Below are 19,530 nucleotides of genomic sequence, written 5' to 3' on the forward strand. Positions count from 1 at the left end.
CTCAGGCCTTCCCGTACTCGTCGTGGCGGCGCAGCCAGTGGGTCTCCTCGCCTTCCTCGTGCCGGCCCATCGGCGTCCGGTCGAGGAGGCCGTAGTAGGCCATGGCAGGCTCAAGGCCGCGCGCGGTGGTGACGTACGTCCGGTAGACGGTGCCGTTCGAGAGCGCGTAGGCGCTCAGCCCGGGCCCCTCGGCGACGTACCCGGGCACGTCGGTGCCGCAGGCCTGCGCCATCTGCCGGACGGTCGGCGGGATGTCACTCCCGAGGAACGGCCGTAGCTCCTCCTCGGTGTACTGGAAGCCGAGGTCGCGGTGGAAATCGCTGCCGGCGGCGGAGACCCAGTCGAAGCTCCAGCCCATCCGCGCTCGGTAGGCGAGGAGCTTGTCGATCGGTGCCCGCGAGGAGCAGATCAGCGTCACGTCGCGGGCTTTCAGGTGGATCGCGTTGGGGTCGAGGGTGTCCGCGATCGAGGAACAGACCGGACATCCGGCCTCGTACGGCGGGCCGAACATGAAGTGGTAGACGAGCAGCTGCGAGCGCCCGCCGAAGAGGTCCGCGAGCGACTTGGTCCCGCCCTCGGTCTCGAAGCCGTAGTCCTTCTCGACCGGCACCCAGGGAAGCTCCCGCCGTTTCCGCGCGAGCTCGTCACTTCGTCGGGTGAGCTTCTTCTCCTCCGCGAGCAGTTCCGCTCGGGCCGCCTCGAACTCCTCCTGCGTGCCGATCCTGTGCTCGGGCATGGCCCTTCCCTCCTGCAGTGGAGCAGAACCCCGCATCGCGGCGTGCGGTCACCCGCAGTGGCGGCCGGCCCCGCCTGCCACCGGCTGCCCGCCCGGCCAATACATCCACCGTACGGTCGAGGCCGGCCGCTCTGCACTCCGGCGGCCCGGTGTCCAGAGGTACCCGACCCGGATCGTCGAGGCGGCCCTTCGAAATCGGCCGGACAGGGCCTAGAAGTCTGATGAAGATGTTGGGTTCTGGCCCCACCGTCCGTGTGGTGGGGCCAGACTCGTCTCTGTGGCGATGGGGGAATGGGCCGGGGAGCTGGTCGGGCCGGATGTGTGGGAGACCTGCCGGGAGTTGATCCCGGCGGGGAGTGTCTTCGCGTTCCTGGCCGAGCACCGGGAGGCGCTGTTCCCGGGTTCGATGTTCGCGGACATGTACCCGTCTCGGAACGGACGGCCGAGCATGCCGCCGCAGGTCCTGGCGGCGACCGTGGTCCTGCAGAGCCTGCACGGGTTGTCGGACTTCGAGACGGTCCAACAGCTGCGGTGTGACCTGCGGTGGAAGGCCGCGTGCGGGCTCGGCCTGTACGACACCGCGTTCGACCCGTCGCTGCTGGCCTACTTCCGCCGCCGGCTGCAGCGCTCGCCGGATCCGAACCGGTTGTTCACCAGGGTCAGGCAGGTAGTGGCGGCGACCGGCGTCCTCAAGGGCAGGCAGCGGCGGGCGCTGGACTCCACCGTGCTGGACGACGCGGTGGCCACCCAGGACACCGTCACCCAGCTGATCGCCGCGATCCGCCGGGTGATCCGGGACGTCCCCGACGCCGGGCGGACCGCCGCCACCTGGTGCACCGCCCACGATTACACCGACCCGGGCAAGCCCCGCATCGCCTGGAACGACGAGCGGGCCCGCGCCGACCTGGTCGACGCCCTGGTCACCGATGCCCTCAACCTGCTCGGCCGCCTGCCCGAACGCCAGCTGGACGAGAAGGCCGCCAACGCGGTCGGGCTGCTGGCCCTGGTCGCCGGTCAGGACGTGGAGGTCGCCGACGGCTCCGACGGTCGCGACGGCCGTTGGCGGATCGCCCGTGGCACCGCTCACGACCGCATCGTGTCCACCGTCGACCCCGAGGCCCGGCACATCCACAAGACCCGCACCCGCCACCAGGAGGGCTTCCGCGCCCACGCCGCGTTCGAGCCCGAGACCGGCCTGCTCACCGAAGTCGAGCTCACCGCCGGCACCGGAGCGCAGAACCACGAGGCCGCCGTCGCCCAGGACCTGCTCGCCGACGAGAGCGAGACGCTGACCATCCTCGGCGACACCGCCTACGGCACCGGCGACCTGCGCGAAGCCCTCGAAACCGACGGCCACACCCCGGTCGTCAAGCCACCGCCGCAGCGGCCCGCCGTCCCCGGCGGCTTCACCAGTGACGACTTCCACGTCGACACCCGGGCCGCCACCGTCACCTGCCCGGCCGGCCACACCAAGGCCCTCGGCCGCCCTGACGCGGCCGGCGCCCGCACCGCCCAGTTCAAGAAGCTCTGCACCCACTGCCCCCTGCGCGAGCGGTGCACCCGTTCCAAGACCGGCCGCGCCCTCCAGGTCCACGCCCACTACGACCGTTTGAAAGCCGCCCGCGACCAAGCCTCCGACCCCACCTGGCAGGCCGAATACCGCCGCTGGCGGCCACCGGTGGAACGCGCCATCGCATGGCTCACCGCCCGGGGCAACCGCCGCGTCCCCTACCGAGGCGTCCTGAAGAACAACACCTGGCTCCACAACCGCGCCGCCGCCCTCAACCTCCGCCGCCTCATCAACCTCGGACTCACCCGCACCGGCCACACCTGGACCATCGCCCCCGCAACCACATAGCGCTGGAGGGGCTGTCCCAGACAGGACAACCCCTCCAACAGCAAGATCTTCATCAGGCTTCTAGTCGGCCGGGGTGCGGCGGACACCGGTCGCCAGGAGGTGGAGCAGTCCGACGGTCTCCTCCTCGTGTGACGCGAAGACCCCGTGGTCGCTGTGCCAGGTGAGCGCGCGGGTTGCGCGGGCGGCGAACCGGCGTTGCAGGTCCGGGTGCATGACGCGGTCCTCGGTGCAGACCACGTAGGTGCTGGGCCGCTGGTGCCAGGCGGCGCTGGTCGTCGGCTGGTGGCCGGGGGCCATCGTCTGGGGGACGAGCCCGGCGGTGTGGCGGGCACGCTCTTCCTCGCCCAGCTGGGCGTGGAACAGTCGACCCGCGGCCTCCGGGTCGATCGTCGTGGTCCCGGCGGGATCACCGATCATGCCGGCCCCCAGGTCGGTGGGCGGTGCCCCGGCGAGAAGGCCGAGGGCGGTCTCGCCGCGGTCGGGCATCATCGCGGCGAGGTACACGAGGTGGTCGACGCGGCGCGGCGGAAGGCCGGTGATGACGGCACCGCCGTAGGAATGACCGCACGCGACGGCGGGGCCGCCCTCGGGCAGCCGGTCCAGCGCGGCCGCGGCCGCGGCGATGTCGGCCGCCAGCGACCCGCGGTGCAGCTCGGCGACGGCCACGGCGACACCACGTGCCCGCAGCCTGGCCGCGACGCCGTCCCAGGCATGACCGGTGTGCCACGCGCCGTGCACCAGGAGCACCCCTCGGGGTGCGCGGGAGGTTGAGGAAGGAATCACGAGGGGCCTCTCGTCGTGCCGTCGATTGCGGAACAGGGGACGGCAGGTGGCACGCGGACGGCACCGGCAGGCCGGTGCCGACACGCCCTCACAGCCGTTCGACCATAAGAGCCACCAGCCGGCGAAAGGATTCAGCCGGTCGAGCTGCTCGTCGGGTGCGCCGGCCGGTTCCGGGGCGAGGCGGTGTCATACCTGGGAGCCACCCGTCGGGACGGCTCCCCAGGGGGACTCGGACGACGGCTCCCGGTCGGTAGCCTCGCGGGTCGGACGACGCCGTTCCCGCGGCGTGGTGCGTGACCAGCCGTCGAAGCCTGCAAGGATGCCTCCGTGCCCGACACCTGCCTCATACCCGGCCCGGCGGCAGACCGCCGGGCGGGACCGGCGCTGCCCCGAGTCCTGTGCGAAGACCTGTTCACGGTCCGGAGCAGGCCGTTGCCGCCGCTCGGTTGGCCGCGCCGGCTGCGGTGGCTGCCGCACACGCTGGTCGTGCTGGCCGCCGTTGCTCTCGGGGTGACCGGTGAGGATGTGGCCGACCGGATCCTGGCGGCCGCTCAGGCCGGCACACTGGTCGCCGCCCTGCGCCACCCGGTTCCCGCGCTGTGGGCGTCGACGGCCGTGGCCGCCGTCATCGAGATCGGCCACCCGCCCACCCCTGCGAACGAGGACTACGCGTGGATGGTGCAGGCCGGGGTCGTCTTCCTGCTGGCGCTGCGCGTCCGGACCGGGCCCGTCGTGGTCGCGGCGCTGCTGAGCGGGCTGCTGGCCGCCGGTCTGGTGCAGGCCGGGCCGGGCACGGGATCCTGGCCGGTCGTCAGGGTCGCCGTCGCGGACCTCGCCGGGGCGGTCGTCCTGGGGGTCGTCCTGCGCAGCCGCCGCGAGGCCCGGGTGCGGCTGACCGAGCAGATCGCCGCCACCGCCCAGGAGCGAGCACTGCGGACGGTGCTGGAGGAGCGGGCGCGCATCGCCCGCGAACTCCACGACGTGGTCGCCCACCATCTGTCGGTCATCGCCATCCAGTCCGACGCCGCCCCCCTGCGGGTCGCCGACCCGCCCGGGGCGCTCGTCGCCGAGCTGGCCGCGATCCGGGCCAACGCCCTGGAAGGGCTGGGCGAACTCCGGCGGCTGTTGGGCGTGCTGCGCTCGTCCGACGGGCGGACGGCCGCCGCACCCCTCGGACCGCAGCCCACCCTGGACGGGCTCGACGACCTGGTCGCCGCCGTCCGCACCGCCGGGCTGGACGTCGCGGTGCGTATCGGCGGTCCGCGGCGGGTGCTGCCGCCGGGCGTGGAACTGTCCGCGTACCGGATCGTGCAGGAGGCCCTGAGCAACGTCCTTCGCCACGCACCCGGATCCGGCGCCGGCGTGCAGCTCGACTACGGCCCCACCGCGCTCGGCCTACGGGTCGTCAACGGTCCACCGACCCGGGCCGCCGCACCGTCGCCCGGAGCGGGGCACGGCCTGCTGGGCATGCGCGAGCGCGCCGCCATGCTCGGCGGCGACCTGTCCGCCGGACCCACGCCCGACGGCGGTTACGAGGTCGTCGCACTTCTGCCGGCCGCCGTCCCCACGACCGAGGAGCGGAACACCGAATGACGATCCGTGTGGTGATCGCCGACGACCAGGCCCTGATCCGGGAGGCCTTCTCGGTGCTGCTCGGCGCGCACGGCGACATCGAGGTGGTGGCCACCGCGGCGGACGGCGCCGAGGCCGTCGACAAGGCGCTGGCCCTGCGCCCGGACGTGGTCGTCATGGACATCCGGATGCCCGGGACGAACGGCATCGAGGCGACCCGGCGGATCACCTCGACGTCCGGTCTGCCCACCAGGGTCCTCGTGCTGACCACCTTCGACCTCGACGAGTACGTGTACGACGCCCTGGGGGCAGGCGCGGCAGGGTTCCTCCTCAAGGACGCCTCCGGCCTCCAACTCGCCGAGGCGGTGCGGGTCGTGGCGGCAGGAGCGGCCATGCTGGCGCCGGAGATCACGCAGCGGCTGATCTCCGAGTTCGCCCGCATGGGCCGGGCGCCCAAGCCCGCCGCGCCGGTGCGGGTGGCCGGACTCACCGACCGGGAGTGCGAGGTCGTCCGGCTGGTGGCGCAGGGGCTGTCGAACGCGGAGATCGCCGACCGGCTGGTCGTGGCCGAGCAGACCGTCAAGACCCACATGGGCCGCATCCTGCACAAGCTCCAGCTCCGCGACCGCACCCAGGCCGCCGTCTTCGCGTACGAGAACGGGCTGGTCAGCCCCGGCAGCGCGCGCCTGTAGGAGGGGCGTCCGGGCGCGTCCGCGCGGCGGGGGCGGGACCCCTACCTACGAGCCGTCCCGGGGTTGGCTCCGCAGCGGGACGCGGGCCGGGGCCGCCGAACGGAACGCTTCGGTGTGTCCCACGGGGGAGCGACGCTCCCCCCGTCGCACCGAACCGCAGGAGCCACCGTGCCCGTCGTCCGACGCAGCAAGAGCCCCACGACCACCGTCCGCCCGATCGGACGGCCGCTCAGAGCGGTGCGGGCGGGCATCGCCGTCGTGGTCTCCGTACCGGCCTTCCTGGTCGCCGCGGTCATGCTGGGCGCGTACGTCCCGGCGATTCCGAAGGCCGGAGTCATCGGTCCGGTGCTGGGCGGACAGTACCCCTTCCACATGGCGCTGTTCGCGCTCGTCTGTGCCGCCCTGGGGGCCGTGGTCCGGTACACCGGACTGGTGCGCTGGGGCCGTACGGTCATCGTGGTCACGGTGTTGTCGGCCGTATCGGCCCTGGTGGTCGGCGGAGTGCAGTTCGCGGACGCGCGCCGGGCCGGGGTGAGGGTCGCCTACGGCGAGGTGTTCAGCCAGATCGGGTACCCCGGTACCGCACCGGACGTCACCACCGGCTACGCGACCCGCGAGGGCGAGGAGCTGAAGGTGGACGCCTACCTGCCCGCCGGGCACGCCGACGGCCAGCGGGGCGAGGGGACCGTGCCCGCCGTGGTCCTGGCGCACGCAGGGGGCTTCCACACCTTCGACCGCGGCGACCTGCGCGGCACCGGTCGCTGGCTCGCCGACCACGGTGTGGCCGTGTTCGCCGTCGACTACCGGCTGGCCGGCCCGGGGCGGCCCACGTGGGACAAGGCCCCCCAGGACCTGGTGTGCGCGCTCGGCTGGGTCGAGGAGCACGCCGACCGGTACGGCATCGACCCGTCCCGGGTGTCACTCGGCGGCATGTCCGCGGGCGGGACGCTGGCCATGGACGCCGCCTACCGGCTCCGGAGCGGCGGCATCACCTCCGACTGCGGCGCGGCCCCCAGGCCCCCGGCCTCCGTGGTCGGCTTCTACCCCGGCACCGACGTCACCGACATGTGGCAGGAGGACGTCGCCGGCAGCCGCGATGCCGCCCAGCTGTTCACCGGCGGCACGCCCGAGCAGTACCCGGACCGCTACCGCGAGGTCTCGCCGACCTCGCAGGTGCGTCCCGGCCTTCCGCGAACCCTGCTCGTGGTCGGGGACCGTGACCGCAGCGCCCGGCCGGAGTCCGTGACCGCGCTCGCCGACCTGCTCACCCGGCAGGGGGTCGACACCGAGGTCCGGGTGCTGCCCTTCGCCGAACACGCCTTCGACGACGCCTACGGCAGCCTGACCTCTCAGACCAGCCGACAGATCCTGCTCGACTTCCTCACCACCGCCCCCCGCCCGGCCTCGACCGCCGGTCCCGCCTGACGGGACGGCGGCCTGACCGGCCCGCGGCCTGACGGGACCGGGGTCGGGGGGGCTGGGGGGCCGAGTGGGGCCGGCCGGGCGGCCGGGTGCGGTCGGCCGGTCGGGTGGGGCCGGTCGGTCGACCGCTGCTCGGTGCTGCTCCCGATGTCGCCGGTCCACTGATGCACGGCAGCCGGTGAGTGGATCGCGGGGCACGTCCCGCCCCCGTGGGTGTCGGGGGCGGGACGCGGTGCGGGCCCGGGGCCCGCGGGAGGTGAGGGCGGTGTCACCTCAGGGCCGGAGGCTCAGTACCAGAGGTCGGGGCTGAGCTGGTAGTCGTAGCCGCTGCCGGGCTGCCAGTAGAAGCGGGCCTCGGCCTTGTAGTCGTGGCCCGGGGTCGGGTTGGTGAGGGTGTAGGTGTAGGAGTACTGGCCGGAGCGGCAGGGGAACGAGGTGGAGAGCGCCTGGCTGCCGGTGGTGTAGTCCCAGATGATGATCTGCTCGGTGCAGTTGTTGCTGGCGAAGTTGGTGTTCACCTGCGCCGACACCTGGCCGCCGCCGGCGCTGATGCAGGTCTGCTTCCACCCCGGGCCGCCGCAGCCGCCGCCGCTCGATGCCGAAGCCGTCCCGGCGCCGCTCAGCGCCATCCCGCCGGCGAGTGCGGTGGTGGCCAGGCCCAGGACGACCCGGCGGATTCCCTTCACGGACATGTGCATTCCTTCCCTAGGTGCCCGGTCCGGTTGACCAGGGCACGACATGAGGGTCGGTCACGGCGATGGACATTCGATGACCAAGCCGAGCAAGTGCTCGGTCTCGGCCGCCTCGGCGTCGAGGGTGAGCCGCCGGAAGTGCTCAAGGGCCTGTCCGAGGCAGGCCCCGGCCCGGCTGCGGTGGCCCAGTGCGGCGAGGGCCTGCCCGAGGGTGCGCAGCACGGTGCCCTCCACCACCCCGCCGACGCGGGTGGCCTGCGGAAGTGCCTCCTCCGCGGCCCGGACGGCGGCCGCCGGCCGCCCGGCCGTGAGGTGGATCCGGGCGATCAGACCGGCGGTCGCGGCCTGGAAGGCCGGCATGCCGAAGGAACGGAACCGGGCCAGGGCGGCTTCCGCCTGCTCCAGGGCCGGCGTGAGGTCCCCGCAGAGGTGGAGGATCCGGGCCAGGTAGTAGCTCCCGACGGACGAGGAGATGGACACCTCACCACCGGTCAGCCCGGCGCACCGCTCGCCGGCCGCGCGGGCCCGGGAGAGGCGGCCGCACCTGGCGTGGACGTAGCCGAGCTCGCCGAGTGCGAGGCCCTCGGCGGTCCGGTCGTCGAGCCGGCGGAACAGCGACGACGCCTCTTCGAGCGGGCCGGTCGCCGCCCCGAAGTCGCACAGCACCCGGGCGTTCGCCCCGAGCAGCTGGAGGACGTTGGCGCGCAGCCGGCGCAGCGCCGCCCCGGCGCACAGCGGCAGGCAGCGGTGGAGCTCCTCGCCCGCCGCCGCGTAGGAGCCGGCGTGCCAGAGCATGCTGCCGCGGACCGAGCGGGCGAGCGCCTCGGCGTCCCGCTCGCCCCGGGCCGGCGCCGCCTCGGCGACCCGGGCCGCCAGCTCGCCGACCGTGGTCACGTAGTCGCGGCCGAACAGGATCGAGCCCATCTTGTCCGTCAGGTCGGCGGCCTGGGCGAGCGGCAGGGCCGGGTCCTGGCAGGCCCGGCGGATCACCGCCTGGTGGAGGTCGGTCTGGTCGCGCAGCCAGGCGGTGGCGTCCTCGACCGTGTCGAAGGTCCGGCCCGGCGCGGCGGTCTCCGCCGTGATCAGGCTGCGGCGGGTGTGCTCGACCTGGTGCGCGGTCGCCTCGGCGTTGCGGGCGGTGGCCAGGCAGAAGGCGAGCAGCCGGGCGTACGCGGCCGAGACCCCGGCCGGGGTGTCCTCGCCGGCGACGCGCCGGCGGGCGAAGACGCGCAGCAGGTCGTGCAGCCCGTACCGGTCGGCGGCAGGGGAGTTCAGCAGATTGAGGTCGACCAGGGTCTCCAGGAGTTCGCGGGTGCGTTCCGGGGAGCGGTCGAGCAGCGCTGCGGCCGGGCCCAGGCCGAGCACCGGCGTGTCCGGGAGGGCGAGCAGTCGTAGGGCGCGGGCCTGTTCGGGGTTCAGCCGGGCGTAGGAGAGCGCCAGGACGGGCTCCACCGCCGTGTGGTGGTGGGTGAGTTCGGCGAGTCGGGTCCGCTCGTCGGCCAGGGCGGAGGCCAGGCCGGCCAGGGACTGCGCGGGGTCGGCGGCGAGCCGGGAGCCGGCCACCCGGACGGCCAACGGCAGCAGGCCGCAGGCCGTGACGATCGCGGTGGCGGCCTCGGGCTCGGCCCCGGTCCGGGCGCGGCCGGCGACGGTGGCGAGCAGGTCCAGCGCTTCGGCCGGCGCCATCGCGTCGAGGTGGAGGTGGTGGGCGCCGGGCAGGCCGGTCAGCCAGACCCGGCTGGTGACCAGGACGGCGCAGGTCCGGGCGCCGGGCAGCAGCGGGGCGGTCTGTTCGGCGGAGGCCGCGTTGTCGAGCAGCACCAGCAGGCGGCGGCCGGCCACGGTGGTGCGGTAGAGCGCGGCGCGCTCGGCCGGGTCGGCCGGGATCTCCCGGTCCGCGACGCCGAGGGCGGTCAGCAGCAGGCCGAGTGCCTCGGCCGGGTCGAGCGGGTCGGCCTGGGTGCCGCGCAGGTCCAGGTGCAGTCGGCCGTCGGGGAAGTGCTCGTGCAGGGCGTGGGCGACGTGGACGGCCAGGCTGGTCTTCCCGGCGCCGCCGATCCCGTTGACCGCCGCAATGACCACGGCGCCCGGGTCGGGCCGGGTGAGTACGGTGGTCAGCTCCGCAACGGCGCCCTGCCGGCCGGTGAAATCGACGAGGGGGTTGGGGAGTTGTTCCGGTACCGGTGAACGACCGGAGTCCGTACGCCGGCCGCCTCGGCCGTCTCGGCCGTCTCGGCCGGGAACCGGCCGGTCGTGGGCGGCGGCCGAGCGGCCCACGGGGCGGGTCGCCGTGCCGAGGGTGGGGTCGGCGCGCCGGATCCGCGCGTGCAGCGCGTCGAGCTCCGGGCAGTCCAGCCCCTCGGCGTGGTAGTCGCGCCGGGCATCGGCGTACACGGCCCGTGCCTCGGCCGGACGGTCCGCCAGGTGGTACTCCAGCATCAGCAGGGCGCGGAACCGCTCGCGGAACGGGTGGGCGAACACGGCCTGGTCGAGTTCGACCAGACAGGACGGGTTGTCCCCCAGGTCGACGTCGAGCGCGAGCTTGGCCTCCAGTGCGTCCACCCGGCGTTCGGCCAGGTGCCGGCGGAGCTCGGCGGCATGGCCACCGGGCAGTCCGGCCAGCGGCTCGCCCTCGTGCAGGGCCAGCGCCCTGGTCAACAGGTCACGGGCCCGTGGCCGGTCGGCGGCGGCCGTGCGGAGCTCCGCCGCCTGTGCGACGAGGCGGTCGAAGGCGACGGAGTCCAGTGACTCGGCGGGGACGTCGAGGCGGTAGCCGCCGTCGACGGTGACCAGGAGGTGGTCGGCGTGGTGGTCGCGCAGCGCGCGACGCAGCCGGTAGGCATGGGTGGCCAGGACGGACTTGGGCCGGGCGGGCGGGTTGTCCTCGTCGAAGACGCCCTCGGCGAGGCGGGCGGCGGTCAGCGGCCGGCCCGGGTGGGCGAGCAGCATGGCGAGGAAGGCCTGCTGCTGGCTGCGGCCCAGGTCGAGGCGGCGGTCGCCGATCCGGGCGCTGAGCGGGCCGAGCAGATGGAAGCGCAGGTCCGGCGTGCTGGTGGGGGGTGTGCGTTCGGCGGCGGGTGCGGGCTCGGTGGCGATGACGGCGCTCCCGGGGGATCGTCGGGCCCCGGGTGGACGGCGCGCCGGGGCTGGTGGATGGCGGTGACGCGTGGGGGTGCGCGGCGGGCCGGGGGCGGCGGGCCGGGCGTCGGGGGACACCCGCCGCGGGCCGGCGCGCCGGGGTGGGGCCCGCTGGGCTACGGCGCACTGGGGTACGGCGCGCCGGGGCTCAGCAGGTCTCCGGCATCGGCCGGACGGCGTGGGGGCTCTCGGTGGAGCCCGGGCCGGCGAGGATCCCGGTGCGGAGCCGGCCGTCGACCGACGTCCGGGCGGGCAGGTGGTGCCGGACGGTGATACCGCAGGCGTTGCCGCGACCGATACGTGTGAGGGTCCCGTTCATCCGTTCGTCCTCTTTCCATCGCTGATGATCCCGCTGGTCAGGCGGTGGTCGAGACCACCGACGGGATTCTGTGACGGGCCGGTTGACGAGGGATGAACGCCCGCGTTTATTCGCAGACGGAACTTATGCGCGGGAGTGCGAAAGGAGGGCGGAAATCGGCCAGGCGGGACGGCCTGCCAAGCGGCTCGCGGCCAGACGCAGCGCGCGGGGCTGATGGTCGCACGCAGCGGCCAGGGCCCGGGCCGCGTCCGGTTCCCGGGCCAGGCGCCCGGGTCCCAGGGCGCGGGACAGCAGCTCGATCCCCTCGTCGGGCGTCATCCTGCCGACGGTGACGGTGTGTCCACCGGGCAGCGGTCGCCGGGCGGTGACGAGGGCCGCGCTCCCGGGCTCGGCCGGCAGCAGCGGGCGGACCTGCTCGACCCCGACGGCGCCGTCGAGCAGCACCAGGACGCGCCGTCCGGCGATCAGCCGGAGGTAGAGCGCGCGCAGGTCGGCGAGGCCGGGCGGGACGGCCTGCTCCTCGACGCCCAGGGCCCGGACGAAGGCGGCCAGCACGGCGGCCGGGTCCGCGCCGGGGCCCCTCCCGTTCAGGTCGGCGTGGAGCTGGCCGTCGGGAAACCCGGGGGCGAGCCGGTGGGCGGCGTGGACGGCGAGGGCGCTCTTGCCGTAGCCGGGCGGTCCGGTGACGGTGACCCGGCGTGGGCCCGGCGCGGCCAGGGCGGCGGCGAGCTGGGCCAGCAAGTCCGACCGGCCGGTGAAGTCGGCGATGTCGGGAGGGAGTTGGAACGGCCGGCGAACCGGCCGGGGGGCGGTCCGGGAGGCCCAGGGCGTCCAGCCCGCCAGGTCCGGATCCCGGCCGCGCAGGCGTGCCGCCAGAGCCGCCGCCTCGCCCCCGGGGGCGGACCCGGCGAGCAGGGCGAGGGCCCGCTCGGGGCGGCCGGCCCGGGCCAGCGCGAGCGCGTGGGGGACGACGGTGACCGGCTCCGGCCCGGGTTCCGCGGTGAGTGCCAGTCCGAGTTCGACGTCGAGTTCGAACCGGGCCAGCCGGGCCTCCTCCCGGCGCCCGGCCAGCATCCGGCGGTCGTGCTCGGCGAACGGGCCCGGCACGCCGTCCAGCGCCACCGGCGCCGACCACCGGCCGAGCGCGGCCGTGAGCAGGGCGTGGGCCCGCTCGGGCTGCCGGTTCCGACGGGCGGCGGTGGCGGCGGCGAGCTCGGCGAGGAACACCGTGCGGTCGATGTTGGCGGGGTCCGCCTCCAGCCGGTACGCCTTGCCGACGTGCCGCAGGACACCGCCGTCCTCGACGGTGCGGTCCTCGCCGGCCAGGACGTTGCGCAGCCGGTACATGGTGGCGGGCAGCCCCCTGGCCCGGTTCGGCGCCTCGTCACCCTCCTCGCCCCAGACGCCGTCGATGATCTCCGCGACGGGCACCGGCCGCCCGGCACGGGCGAGCAGGACGGCGAGCACCGCGCGGTCGCGGGCCCGGTTCAGTAGCAGCTCCTGATCGCCGCGCCGGGCCCTGAGCGGTCCGAGCGCGCTGAAATGCAGCTCCAGGGCGATCCTCCTTGTGCGACCGAATCCGACATCCGGCCATGTTACGGAGGCCGTACGCGCCGGCAAGGGGACCGGTCGAAATCGCGCCATCGACCGCCGTCCGCCGAACGTGCGACCTTCCACCCGCCCCGAACCGCAGGGAGTGCGGAGGCGGACGGCGCGATTCCGGTGGACGCATCGGGAAGGCGGACGGATTCCCCGGCCGATCGGCGCGGGCCGTCGGGCGGCGGGCGCCGGTGCCGGGCGGCCCGGCCGGTCCCGGACCGTACGCCCCCGACCGCCGGCCAGGGTCCGGCGCGCCGGGCCGTGGTGTGATGGGAGGAGGGGGCTGTGCGCCCGCTCGCCGACTGGAGAGAGGTTTTGCCATGGGCTGGTCATGACATGCGTCGGCGCGGCCCGGGCGCGCCGGCCGGCGAACCATCCGATCGACCGGCAGGCGCCCTCGTCGGCCGGGCCGGGCGGTGGAGCGCCGCACCGACGACGGTCGCGCCGCTCCCGGTCCGGTCCGGCCCCCGGTGAATCGCGGCGGGAAGGAGGTTTCCGTGGCACGAACGCCGCTGCTGGCCGTACGCGGCATCTCCAAGCGGTTCGGCGCCGTCCAGGCGCTGAGCGACGTCGACCTCGACATCGAGGAGGGGGAGGTGGTCGCGCTGGTCGGGGACAACGGTGCCGGCAAGTCCACCCTGGTCAAGGTCGTCTCCGGGGTCTCCCCGCCGGACAGCGGAGTGATCGAGTGGGAGGGCCGGAGGGTCGACTTCCGCAAGCCGCTCGACGCCCAGAACCTCGGCGTCGCCACCGTCCACCAGGACCTGTCGCTGTGCGACAACCTCGACACGGTCGCCAACATCTTCCTCGGCCGTGAACTGCGCAGATTCGGCGTTCTCGACGAGATCGAGATGGAGAAGCGCTGCCGCAGGCTCCTGAACGCCCTGTCCCTCCGGCTTCCCGGCCTGCGCGTCCCGGTCGGCTCGCTCTCCGGCGGCCAGCGCCAGATCGTCGCCATCGCGCGGGCGATGATCGGCGGGCCCCGGATGGTCGTCCTGGACGAGCCCACCGCCGCCCTCGGGGTCGGTGCGACCGCCGTGGTCCTGGAACTGGTCGAGCGCCTGCGGACGCGGAAACTCGGTGTGCTGATCGTCAGCCACGACCTGGACAACGTGCGGGCGGTCGCCGACCGGGTGGTGGTGCTGCGCCTGGGCCGGAACCGGGGCTTCTTCGACACGAAGTACGCCACCCAGGAACAGATCCTCTCGGCCGTCACGGGCGACCACAGCACGGCCGTGACCCTGCAGCAGAGCCTGCTGCCCCACGGCCTGCCCGAGCAAGACGCCCTCGACGTCGCCTACCGCTACCTGCCCGCGCAGTCGGGCGTCGGCGGGGACTGGTTCGACGTCATCCCCCTGTCGGGAACCCGGGTCGCGCTGGTCGTCGGCGACATCGTCGGGCACGGTGTGCACGCGGCCGCCACCATGGGCCGCCTCAGGACGGCCGTGCACAACTTCTCCATGCTCGACCTGCCCCCCGACGACCTCCTCGCGCACCTCGACGAACTGGTCAGCCGGATCGACAAGGACGATGCCACCGCGCGTGACGACCCCGGGATCACCGGGGCCACGTGCCTGTACGCGATCTACGATCCGGTGTCGCGGTACTGCGAGCTGGCCCGGGCCGGCCACCTCCCGCCCGCGCTCGTCACGCTCGACGGCACGGTGGAGTACCTCGACCTGCCGGCCGGACCCCCGCTCGGCGTGGGCGGCCTGCCGTTCGAGGCCGCGCGGCTGCGGGTGCCCGATGGCGGCCGGCTGGTTCTGTACACGAACGGACTCGTCGAGGACCGGCGCCGGGACGTCGACTGCGGACTCGAAACGCTGCGCGGCACCCTGGCCGACAGCCACCGGACGCCGGAGGAGACCTGCGACGCGGTGCTGGAGGCGCTGCAGCCCGCGAGCTCGACGGACGACGTCGTCCTCCTCGTGGCGCGGACCCGCGCACTGCCGGCCGACCGGATCGCCCGGTGGGACGTCCCGTCGGATCCGGCCGCGGTGGCGGGCGTCCGGGCCGAGGCCGGTCGGCAGCTGGCCGAATGGGGGCTGGAGGAGCTGGAATTCACCACGGAGCTGATCCTCAGCGAGCTGATCACCAACGCGATCCGCTACGGGACCGGGCCGATCGGCGTCCGCCTCCTGCTGGGCCGCGCGCTGATCTGCGAGGTCTCGGACACCAGCAGCTCCGCCCCGCACCTGCGCTACGCCGCGGCCACGGACGAAGGCGGACGGGGACTGTTCCTCGTCGCCCAGTTGGCCGAGCGCTGGGGGACCCGCTACACCCCCGACTGCAAGATCATCTGGGCCGAGCAGCACTACTCCGGCCGGTAGTGGGTGAGCAGCAGGGCGATGTCGTCGGACCGGTGCGGGGAGTGCCGGGCCTTCCGCAGGAGTTGATCGGCGAGTTCGTCGAGGGTTCCGGCGGCGGCGTGGGCCAGCGAGGCCCGCAGGCCGTCGATGCCCAGATCGATGTCGCTGCCGCGTTCCTCGACGAGGCCGTCCGTGTAGAGGGCCAGGATCGAACCGCGGGGGAGGTCCACCCGGCTCTCCGGGTAGGTGCTGCCGTAGTCGACGCCGAGGAGCGGGCCTCCGGCCAGCTCCAGCACGTCGGCGCTTCCGTCCGGCCGCCGCAGCAGCGGCGGGCAGTGCCCGGCGCGGACGGCGTGGGCACGGTCGCTGCCCGGCTCGATGCGGAGGTAGCAGCAGCTGGCGAGCATCCCGGGGTCGAGGTCGACCAGGAGCCGGTTGGTGCCGGCCAGGACGGCGCCGGGCGAGTGGCCGGCCGTGACGAAGGCCCGTACGGCGCTGCGCAGTTGGCCCATGATGCCGGCTGCGGCGACGCTGTGGCCCTCGACGTCACCGACGACGAGGGCCACTCCGCCACCGGTGGGGATCACGTCGTACCAGTCTCCGCCGATGTTCATCCCGCTGGTGCCGGGCAGGTACCGGCCGGTGGTGCGGATGTCGGGCAGAACGGGCAGCCGGTGTGGCAGGAGCGCGTTCTGAAGGCCGTGGGCGAGGGCGGACTTCTCGTCGTACAGCCGGGCGCGTTCGAGTGCTTGGGCGATCAGACCACTGAGCGCGGTCAGGATTCCCCGGTCTCCGGTGGTGAAGTGGTGGATCTCGTCGAAGCCGAGGACGCAGGTGCCGACGGGACGGTTGGAGGCGACCAGCGGCAGGTAGGCCCACGCCCCGATGCCTTCCACGGCGAGAGCCTGAGAACCGCCCGTGAGCTCCTGCTGGGACTCGACGAAGAGGGGGACGCCGGAGGTCAGCGTCTCCATTCCCGGCAGAGGGGTGTCGAGTGGCTTGCCTTCCAGCCAGTGCAGGAAGCGGTCGTGGTAGCCGCTGTGGAAGAGCAGGTGCAGCCGGCCTTCGTCGATCACGTAGACGGCCAGGTGCTGTCCGCCGAAGGCCGGCAGGAGCTGGTCGGAGACGACCTCGCACACCTCGTCCGTGGTGACCGCCTCGGTCAACGCGCTGCTGAGCTGCAGCACCTGGTAGATGGCGCCCAGGCGCGCGGGCGCCGCCCGGTCCGCCGGCGGGCCCGGCGCGCTCGGCGGGGGACGCCCGGGCCCGGGGGCGGACGAGGCGGTGGTCGATTCTCCGGGCCCCTCCCCTCGCCCGGACGCTTCCTGCGGCGGTTGCGGCGGTTGCGGCGGTTGCGGCGGTTGCAGCGGTTGCAGCGGTTGCGGGGGTTCCGAGGGCACCACTCTCCCGGTCACGCCGTTCGCGTCCGGGTGGAGGGAGAACGCGAGCCACCGGTCCGGCGGGCGGTGGGCCAGAAAGGTGGTGGGCTGCTGCGAGACCATCGAGGCCCGGTGCCGGTCTTCGTAGGCGGGGTCGGACAGCCAGGGCAGAACGTCCCACAGGTGGCGGCCGAGCAGCTCTCCGATCGGCACTCCGAGCAAGTGCTCCAGACTGCGATTGCCGTAGACGACACACCCGTCCGGGGCGAGCGAGAAGAGCCCGTCCCTGAGTCGCTCCACGGCGGTGGCGCCCGCGGCGTCGAGCACGCAACCGACCAGGTGGGTGCCCGCGTCCTCCCCGCGCGCTTCCGGTACCCGACCCCACAGCTCGACGGTGCGGTACCCGTCGGCGGCGCGGATGCGCAGTCGGCGGGCGAGAACCCTGCCGTCCGCGGTGGCCTCGCGGGCCGCGGCCCGGAGCGAGACCCGGTCGCCGGGGTGGAGCCGGGAAGCCAGGGTGTCGGCCCGCCCGTCGAAGGAGTCGGGCGTCAGACCGAGGATCGCGCACAGCTCGTCGTCGGCGACCACGGCCCCGGTGTCGAGCCGCCAGTCGAACAGACCGACCCGCACGGCCGGCGTGGCGGCGGCCGTGATCTCGACGGGCACCGTCGCGGCGTCGTAGTCGAAGGCGGCGCCGCGGTCCCGGAGGTCGGCGAGGGCGGTGCCGAGCCGGTTGGCGATGGCCCGGAGGCGGCGGAGCTGGGTCCTGGACAGCCTCGGGCGCCCGGCCGGCGCCCCCCACACCACCGCCAGCGCCCCCAGACTCTCCTGCCCGGCCCTGACCGGCACCGACGCCGAGCCGAACGCGTACGGCAGGGCCACCGCGAGCTGGGGATAGCGTCGCGCCGTCTCGCCCGCGTCGGCCAGATGGACCGTCCGGCCCGACCGGTAGGCCGCCGCCACCGGAATGGGGCTGTTGACCGGGATGAGCCGCCAGCCGCCGAGCAGGGACGGCGCCGGACCGCAGGTGGCGGCGAGGACGATCGAGCGGCCGTCCCGGGAGCGCAGGAAGACGCTCCCGGCATGGGCGCCGGTCTCCCCGATGGCCTTGACGACGGCCGCCACCAGGGCGTCCTCGCGTTCTGCCGCCACACCGTCGGCCTCCCCGGCCCCGGCCGCCTGCGCACGACGGTCCGGACCGGCCGCGGCGTCCGTGTCCGGGTGGGTCGCCGTGTCGTTCCCGACCCGTGGTGTCGCCCGTTCCACCGGCTCGTGCCGACTCATGCTTCCCGCTCTACGTCCGGCCGGCGGCGCTGTCAAGGCAGACCAGGCGCACGCTGCGAACCCCTGTGAAGAATCCAGGGCCGGGGTTAGCCTGCTCGGCATGGCACCACGGCCCCCAACGCCCGTAGTCCTCCACGGCCGGTACACCCGGCTGGAACCCCTGACCACGGGGCACGTACCGGACCTGCACCTCGCGGGCAGCTGCGACGACGACCTCTGGCAGTGGCTTCCCGTGGTGGCGCCGTACACCCTCGGTGAGATGCGCATGCTGGTCGAACAGCGGCTGGCCCAGCAGGCCGCGGGAGGAGCGGTGCTGTTCGCGATCGTCCCGGCCGACACCGGCCGCGCCGCCGGGTGGATCGCGTACACCGACGTCGCGCTCGCCGACGAGCGCCTGGACATCGGCTGGCACTGGGCCGCGCGATCCACCTGGGACACCCCGGTGACGGCCGAGACCCAGCTCCTGCTGCTCCGCCACGCCTTCGAGCACCTGGCCTTCGGCCGGGTGCAGTGGCAGATCGACCATCTCGACGTGCGCTCCCAGCTCGCGCTGTCGGGTCTCGGCGCCGTCCGCGAGGGCCCGCTGCGCCGACACGCCCGGCGCTGCGACGGCACGTGGCGGGACACCCTCGTGTACGCGCTGCTCGCCAACGAATGGCGGAGCGGCTGGGGCGCCGGGCTCTCCTGAACGGTGCCGTTCCCGGCGGTGACCGCAATCACCGAAGTGGTGGTGACGAATCCTCGAATCCTCGACCGACGCTCGGGGGTGGCCCACGCGACGTCGTCGACCGCGAGCCGGGGCGTGCCCTCGACGGCCCGAAGGGAGCCGCCGACCGCCCGTAGGCCGAGGGCGGACGCTCCGCCCGGCGGTCGACCGACGAGTGCCCGAAAGTGCACTTGTCGCCCGGCCTCCTTGGCCCGACCCCTCGCCAGGTGGTCGAATCGCCGGGTGCGTCCGGGCCGATCGGTCCGGACGGAGTCCGTTCCGGCCACTCGTTCACCCCGGGAGAGGCATGTCCCTGCTGTCCGACCACCGCAAGACCGTCGTCGGCGTCGTGGCCCTCACCACGCTCGCGATCTCCTGCGGCTGGGCCACCGCCGGCAGCTCCGCCGCCGCCGCGGGCAAGGTCCTGTGGAGCCCGAGCACCGGCAAGGGCCCGTCCTCCTTCGCCGCCGTGCAGTGCGCCCCGGGCGGGCTCCGTGTCGTCAAGGACCCCGCCAAGGGCAGCGTGTGGCGGGCGTTCCAGGCGGCGGGCGAGGAGCGCTGCGAGACGCTGAGCCCCGACCTGAAGCAGGGCGACACCTTCTACCTCGGCTGGTCGTCCAAGGTGGACATCAAGGACTCGAACAGCCGCTACGTCTTCCAGCTCAAGTGCTCGCCGAGCACCGACACGGCGAACCACCCGATCGAGATCGACGCGACGACCGGGCGCATCCGCCTCCAGGAGTGGGACACCGACCACGTCGCGCACACGCTGTGGACCGCGCCGACCGCCAACAACCAGTGGCACTCCTACGCGCTGAAGATCCGCCTGGGCCGCACCGACGGCACCATCGACTTCTGGTTCGACGGCGTGAAGCAGACCTTCACCACCGGCTCCGGAACCTTCAAGGGCACCACCTGGGACGGGGACCGCAACTACCTCAAGTGGGGCTCCTACCACCCCTCCTCGGGGGACGCGACGAACACCTTCACCAGCCCGGTCATGGCGACCACCCTGGAGGCGGCCACCGCCGGCTCGTAGGG

At 74.2% G+C, this 19,530-nt stretch carries 13 protein-coding genes and 2 pseudogenes; 8 read left to right on the plus strand and 7 right to left on the minus strand.

Annotation, left to right across the window (positions count from 1 at the left end; translation table 11 throughout):
* Window position 1 precedes the first annotated feature (1 nt).
* Window positions 2–736, minus strand: a complete 735-nt coding sequence (locus tag RMN57_RS32575) for a DUF899 domain-containing protein (RefSeq protein WP_313766881.1) — start codon at window positions 734–736, stop codon at window positions 2–4.
* A 283-nt stretch (window positions 737–1,019) separates the two neighbouring features.
* Here RMN57_RS32575 and RMN57_RS32580 point away from each other — a divergent pair, with 283 nt between their 5' ends.
* A complete protein-coding gene (locus tag RMN57_RS32580) occupies window positions 1,020–2,594 on the plus strand; it encodes an IS1182 family transposase (protein WP_313767715.1) in 1,575 nt (524 codons plus the stop codon).
* Between the two features lie 60 nt (window positions 2,595–2,654).
* On the opposite strand, the gene RMN57_RS32585 is transcribed toward RMN57_RS32580, so the two are convergent.
* The gene (locus RMN57_RS32585) at window positions 2,655–3,332 is read right to left on the minus strand and encodes an alpha/beta hydrolase (RefSeq protein WP_313766882.1); all 678 of its coding nucleotides are present in this window, start codon (window positions 3,330–3,332) and stop codon (window positions 2,655–2,657) included.
* 372 nt (window positions 3,333–3,704) lie between these two features.
* Between RMN57_RS32585 and RMN57_RS32590 the strand changes: the two genes are divergently transcribed.
* The 3 genes from RMN57_RS32590 (at window position 3,705) to RMN57_RS32600 (ending at window position 7,066) form a co-directional block, all read left to right on the plus strand.
* Window positions 3,705–4,970 carry a sensor histidine kinase gene (locus tag RMN57_RS32590; protein ID WP_313766883.1) on the plus strand — a complete coding sequence of 422 codons (1,266 nt, stop codon included), beginning with the start codon at window positions 3,705–3,707 and terminating at the stop codon, window positions 4,968–4,970.
* Complete coding sequence (locus RMN57_RS32595; RefSeq protein ID WP_313766884.1) at window positions 4,967–5,641, plus strand: response regulator transcription factor; 675 nt, start codon at window positions 4,967–4,969, stop codon at window positions 5,639–5,641. The genes RMN57_RS32590 and RMN57_RS32595 overlap by 4 nt, the downstream gene beginning before the upstream one ends.
* A gap of 168 nt (window positions 5,642–5,809) precedes the next feature.
* Window positions 5,810–7,066 (plus strand): alpha/beta hydrolase, encoded by a 1,257-nt coding sequence (locus RMN57_RS32600; RefSeq protein ID WP_313766885.1) that lies wholly within the window; start codon window positions 5,810–5,812, stop codon window positions 7,064–7,066.
* A gap of 284 nt (window positions 7,067–7,350) precedes the next feature.
* Here the strand turns inward: RMN57_RS32600 and RMN57_RS32605 are convergent, their stop codons facing one another.
* The 4 genes from RMN57_RS32605 to RMN57_RS32620 form a co-directional block, all read right to left on the minus strand.
* Window positions 7,351–7,755, minus strand: coding sequence for a hypothetical protein (locus RMN57_RS32605; RefSeq protein ID WP_313766886.1), 405 nt, complete (start codon window positions 7,753–7,755; stop codon window positions 7,351–7,353).
* 57 nt (window positions 7,756–7,812) lie between these two features.
* Window positions 7,813–10,971: a BTAD domain-containing putative transcriptional regulator gene (locus tag RMN57_RS32610; protein ID WP_313766887.1), complete on the minus strand. Its 3,159-nt coding sequence runs from the start codon at window positions 10,969–10,971 to the stop codon at window positions 7,813–7,815.
* A gap of 70 nt (window positions 10,972–11,041) precedes the next feature.
* The gene (locus RMN57_RS32615) at window positions 11,042–11,212 is read right to left on the minus strand and encodes a hypothetical protein (RefSeq protein ID WP_313766888.1); all 171 of its coding nucleotides are present in this window, start codon (window positions 11,210–11,212) and stop codon (window positions 11,042–11,044) included.
* 123 nt (window positions 11,213–11,335) lie between these two features.
* Window positions 11,336–12,832 (minus strand): BTAD domain-containing putative transcriptional regulator, encoded by a 1,497-nt coding sequence (locus tag RMN57_RS32620; protein WP_313766889.1) that lies wholly within the window; start codon window positions 12,830–12,832, stop codon window positions 11,336–11,338.
* A 476-nt stretch (window positions 12,833–13,308) separates the two neighbouring features.
* Between RMN57_RS32620 and RMN57_RS32625 the strand changes: the two are divergent.
* Window positions 13,309–13,812, plus strand: a pseudogene (locus RMN57_RS32625) (ATP-binding cassette domain-containing protein); the annotation flags it as partial.
* A gap of 213 nt (window positions 13,813–14,025) precedes the next feature.
* Window positions 14,026–15,141 (plus strand): annotated as a pseudogene (locus tag RMN57_RS32630) (SpoIIE family protein phosphatase); the annotation flags it as partial.
* Here RMN57_RS32630 and RMN57_RS32635 read toward each other — a convergent pair.
* Window positions 15,126–17,783 carry a SpoIIE family protein phosphatase gene (locus RMN57_RS32635; RefSeq protein ID WP_313766890.1) on the minus strand — a complete coding sequence of 886 codons (2,658 nt, stop codon included), beginning with the start codon at window positions 17,781–17,783 and terminating at the stop codon, window positions 15,126–15,128. The pseudogene RMN57_RS32630 and the gene RMN57_RS32635 overlap by 16 nt on opposite strands.
* A 100-nt stretch (window positions 17,784–17,883) precedes the next feature.
* On the opposite strand from RMN57_RS32635, the gene RMN57_RS32640 reads away from it, so the two are divergent.
* Both RMN57_RS32640 and RMN57_RS32645 read left to right on the plus strand, forming a co-directional pair.
* Window positions 17,884–18,471: a GNAT family protein gene (locus RMN57_RS32640; RefSeq protein ID WP_313766891.1), complete on the plus strand. Its 588-nt coding sequence runs from the start codon at window positions 17,884–17,886 to the stop codon at window positions 18,469–18,471.
* 325 nt (window positions 18,472–18,796) lie between these two features.
* Window positions 18,797–19,528, plus strand: a complete 732-nt coding sequence (locus RMN57_RS32645; protein WP_313766892.1) for a heparin lyase I family protein — start codon at window positions 18,797–18,799, stop codon at window positions 19,526–19,528.
* The last annotated feature ends 2 nt before the right edge of the window (window positions 19,529–19,530 follow it).

The organism is Kitasatospora sp. CM 4170 (genome assembly GCF_032110285.1).
Classification (GTDB): domain Bacteria; phylum Actinomycetota; class Actinomycetes; order Streptomycetales; family Streptomycetaceae; genus Kitasatospora; species Kitasatospora aburaviensis.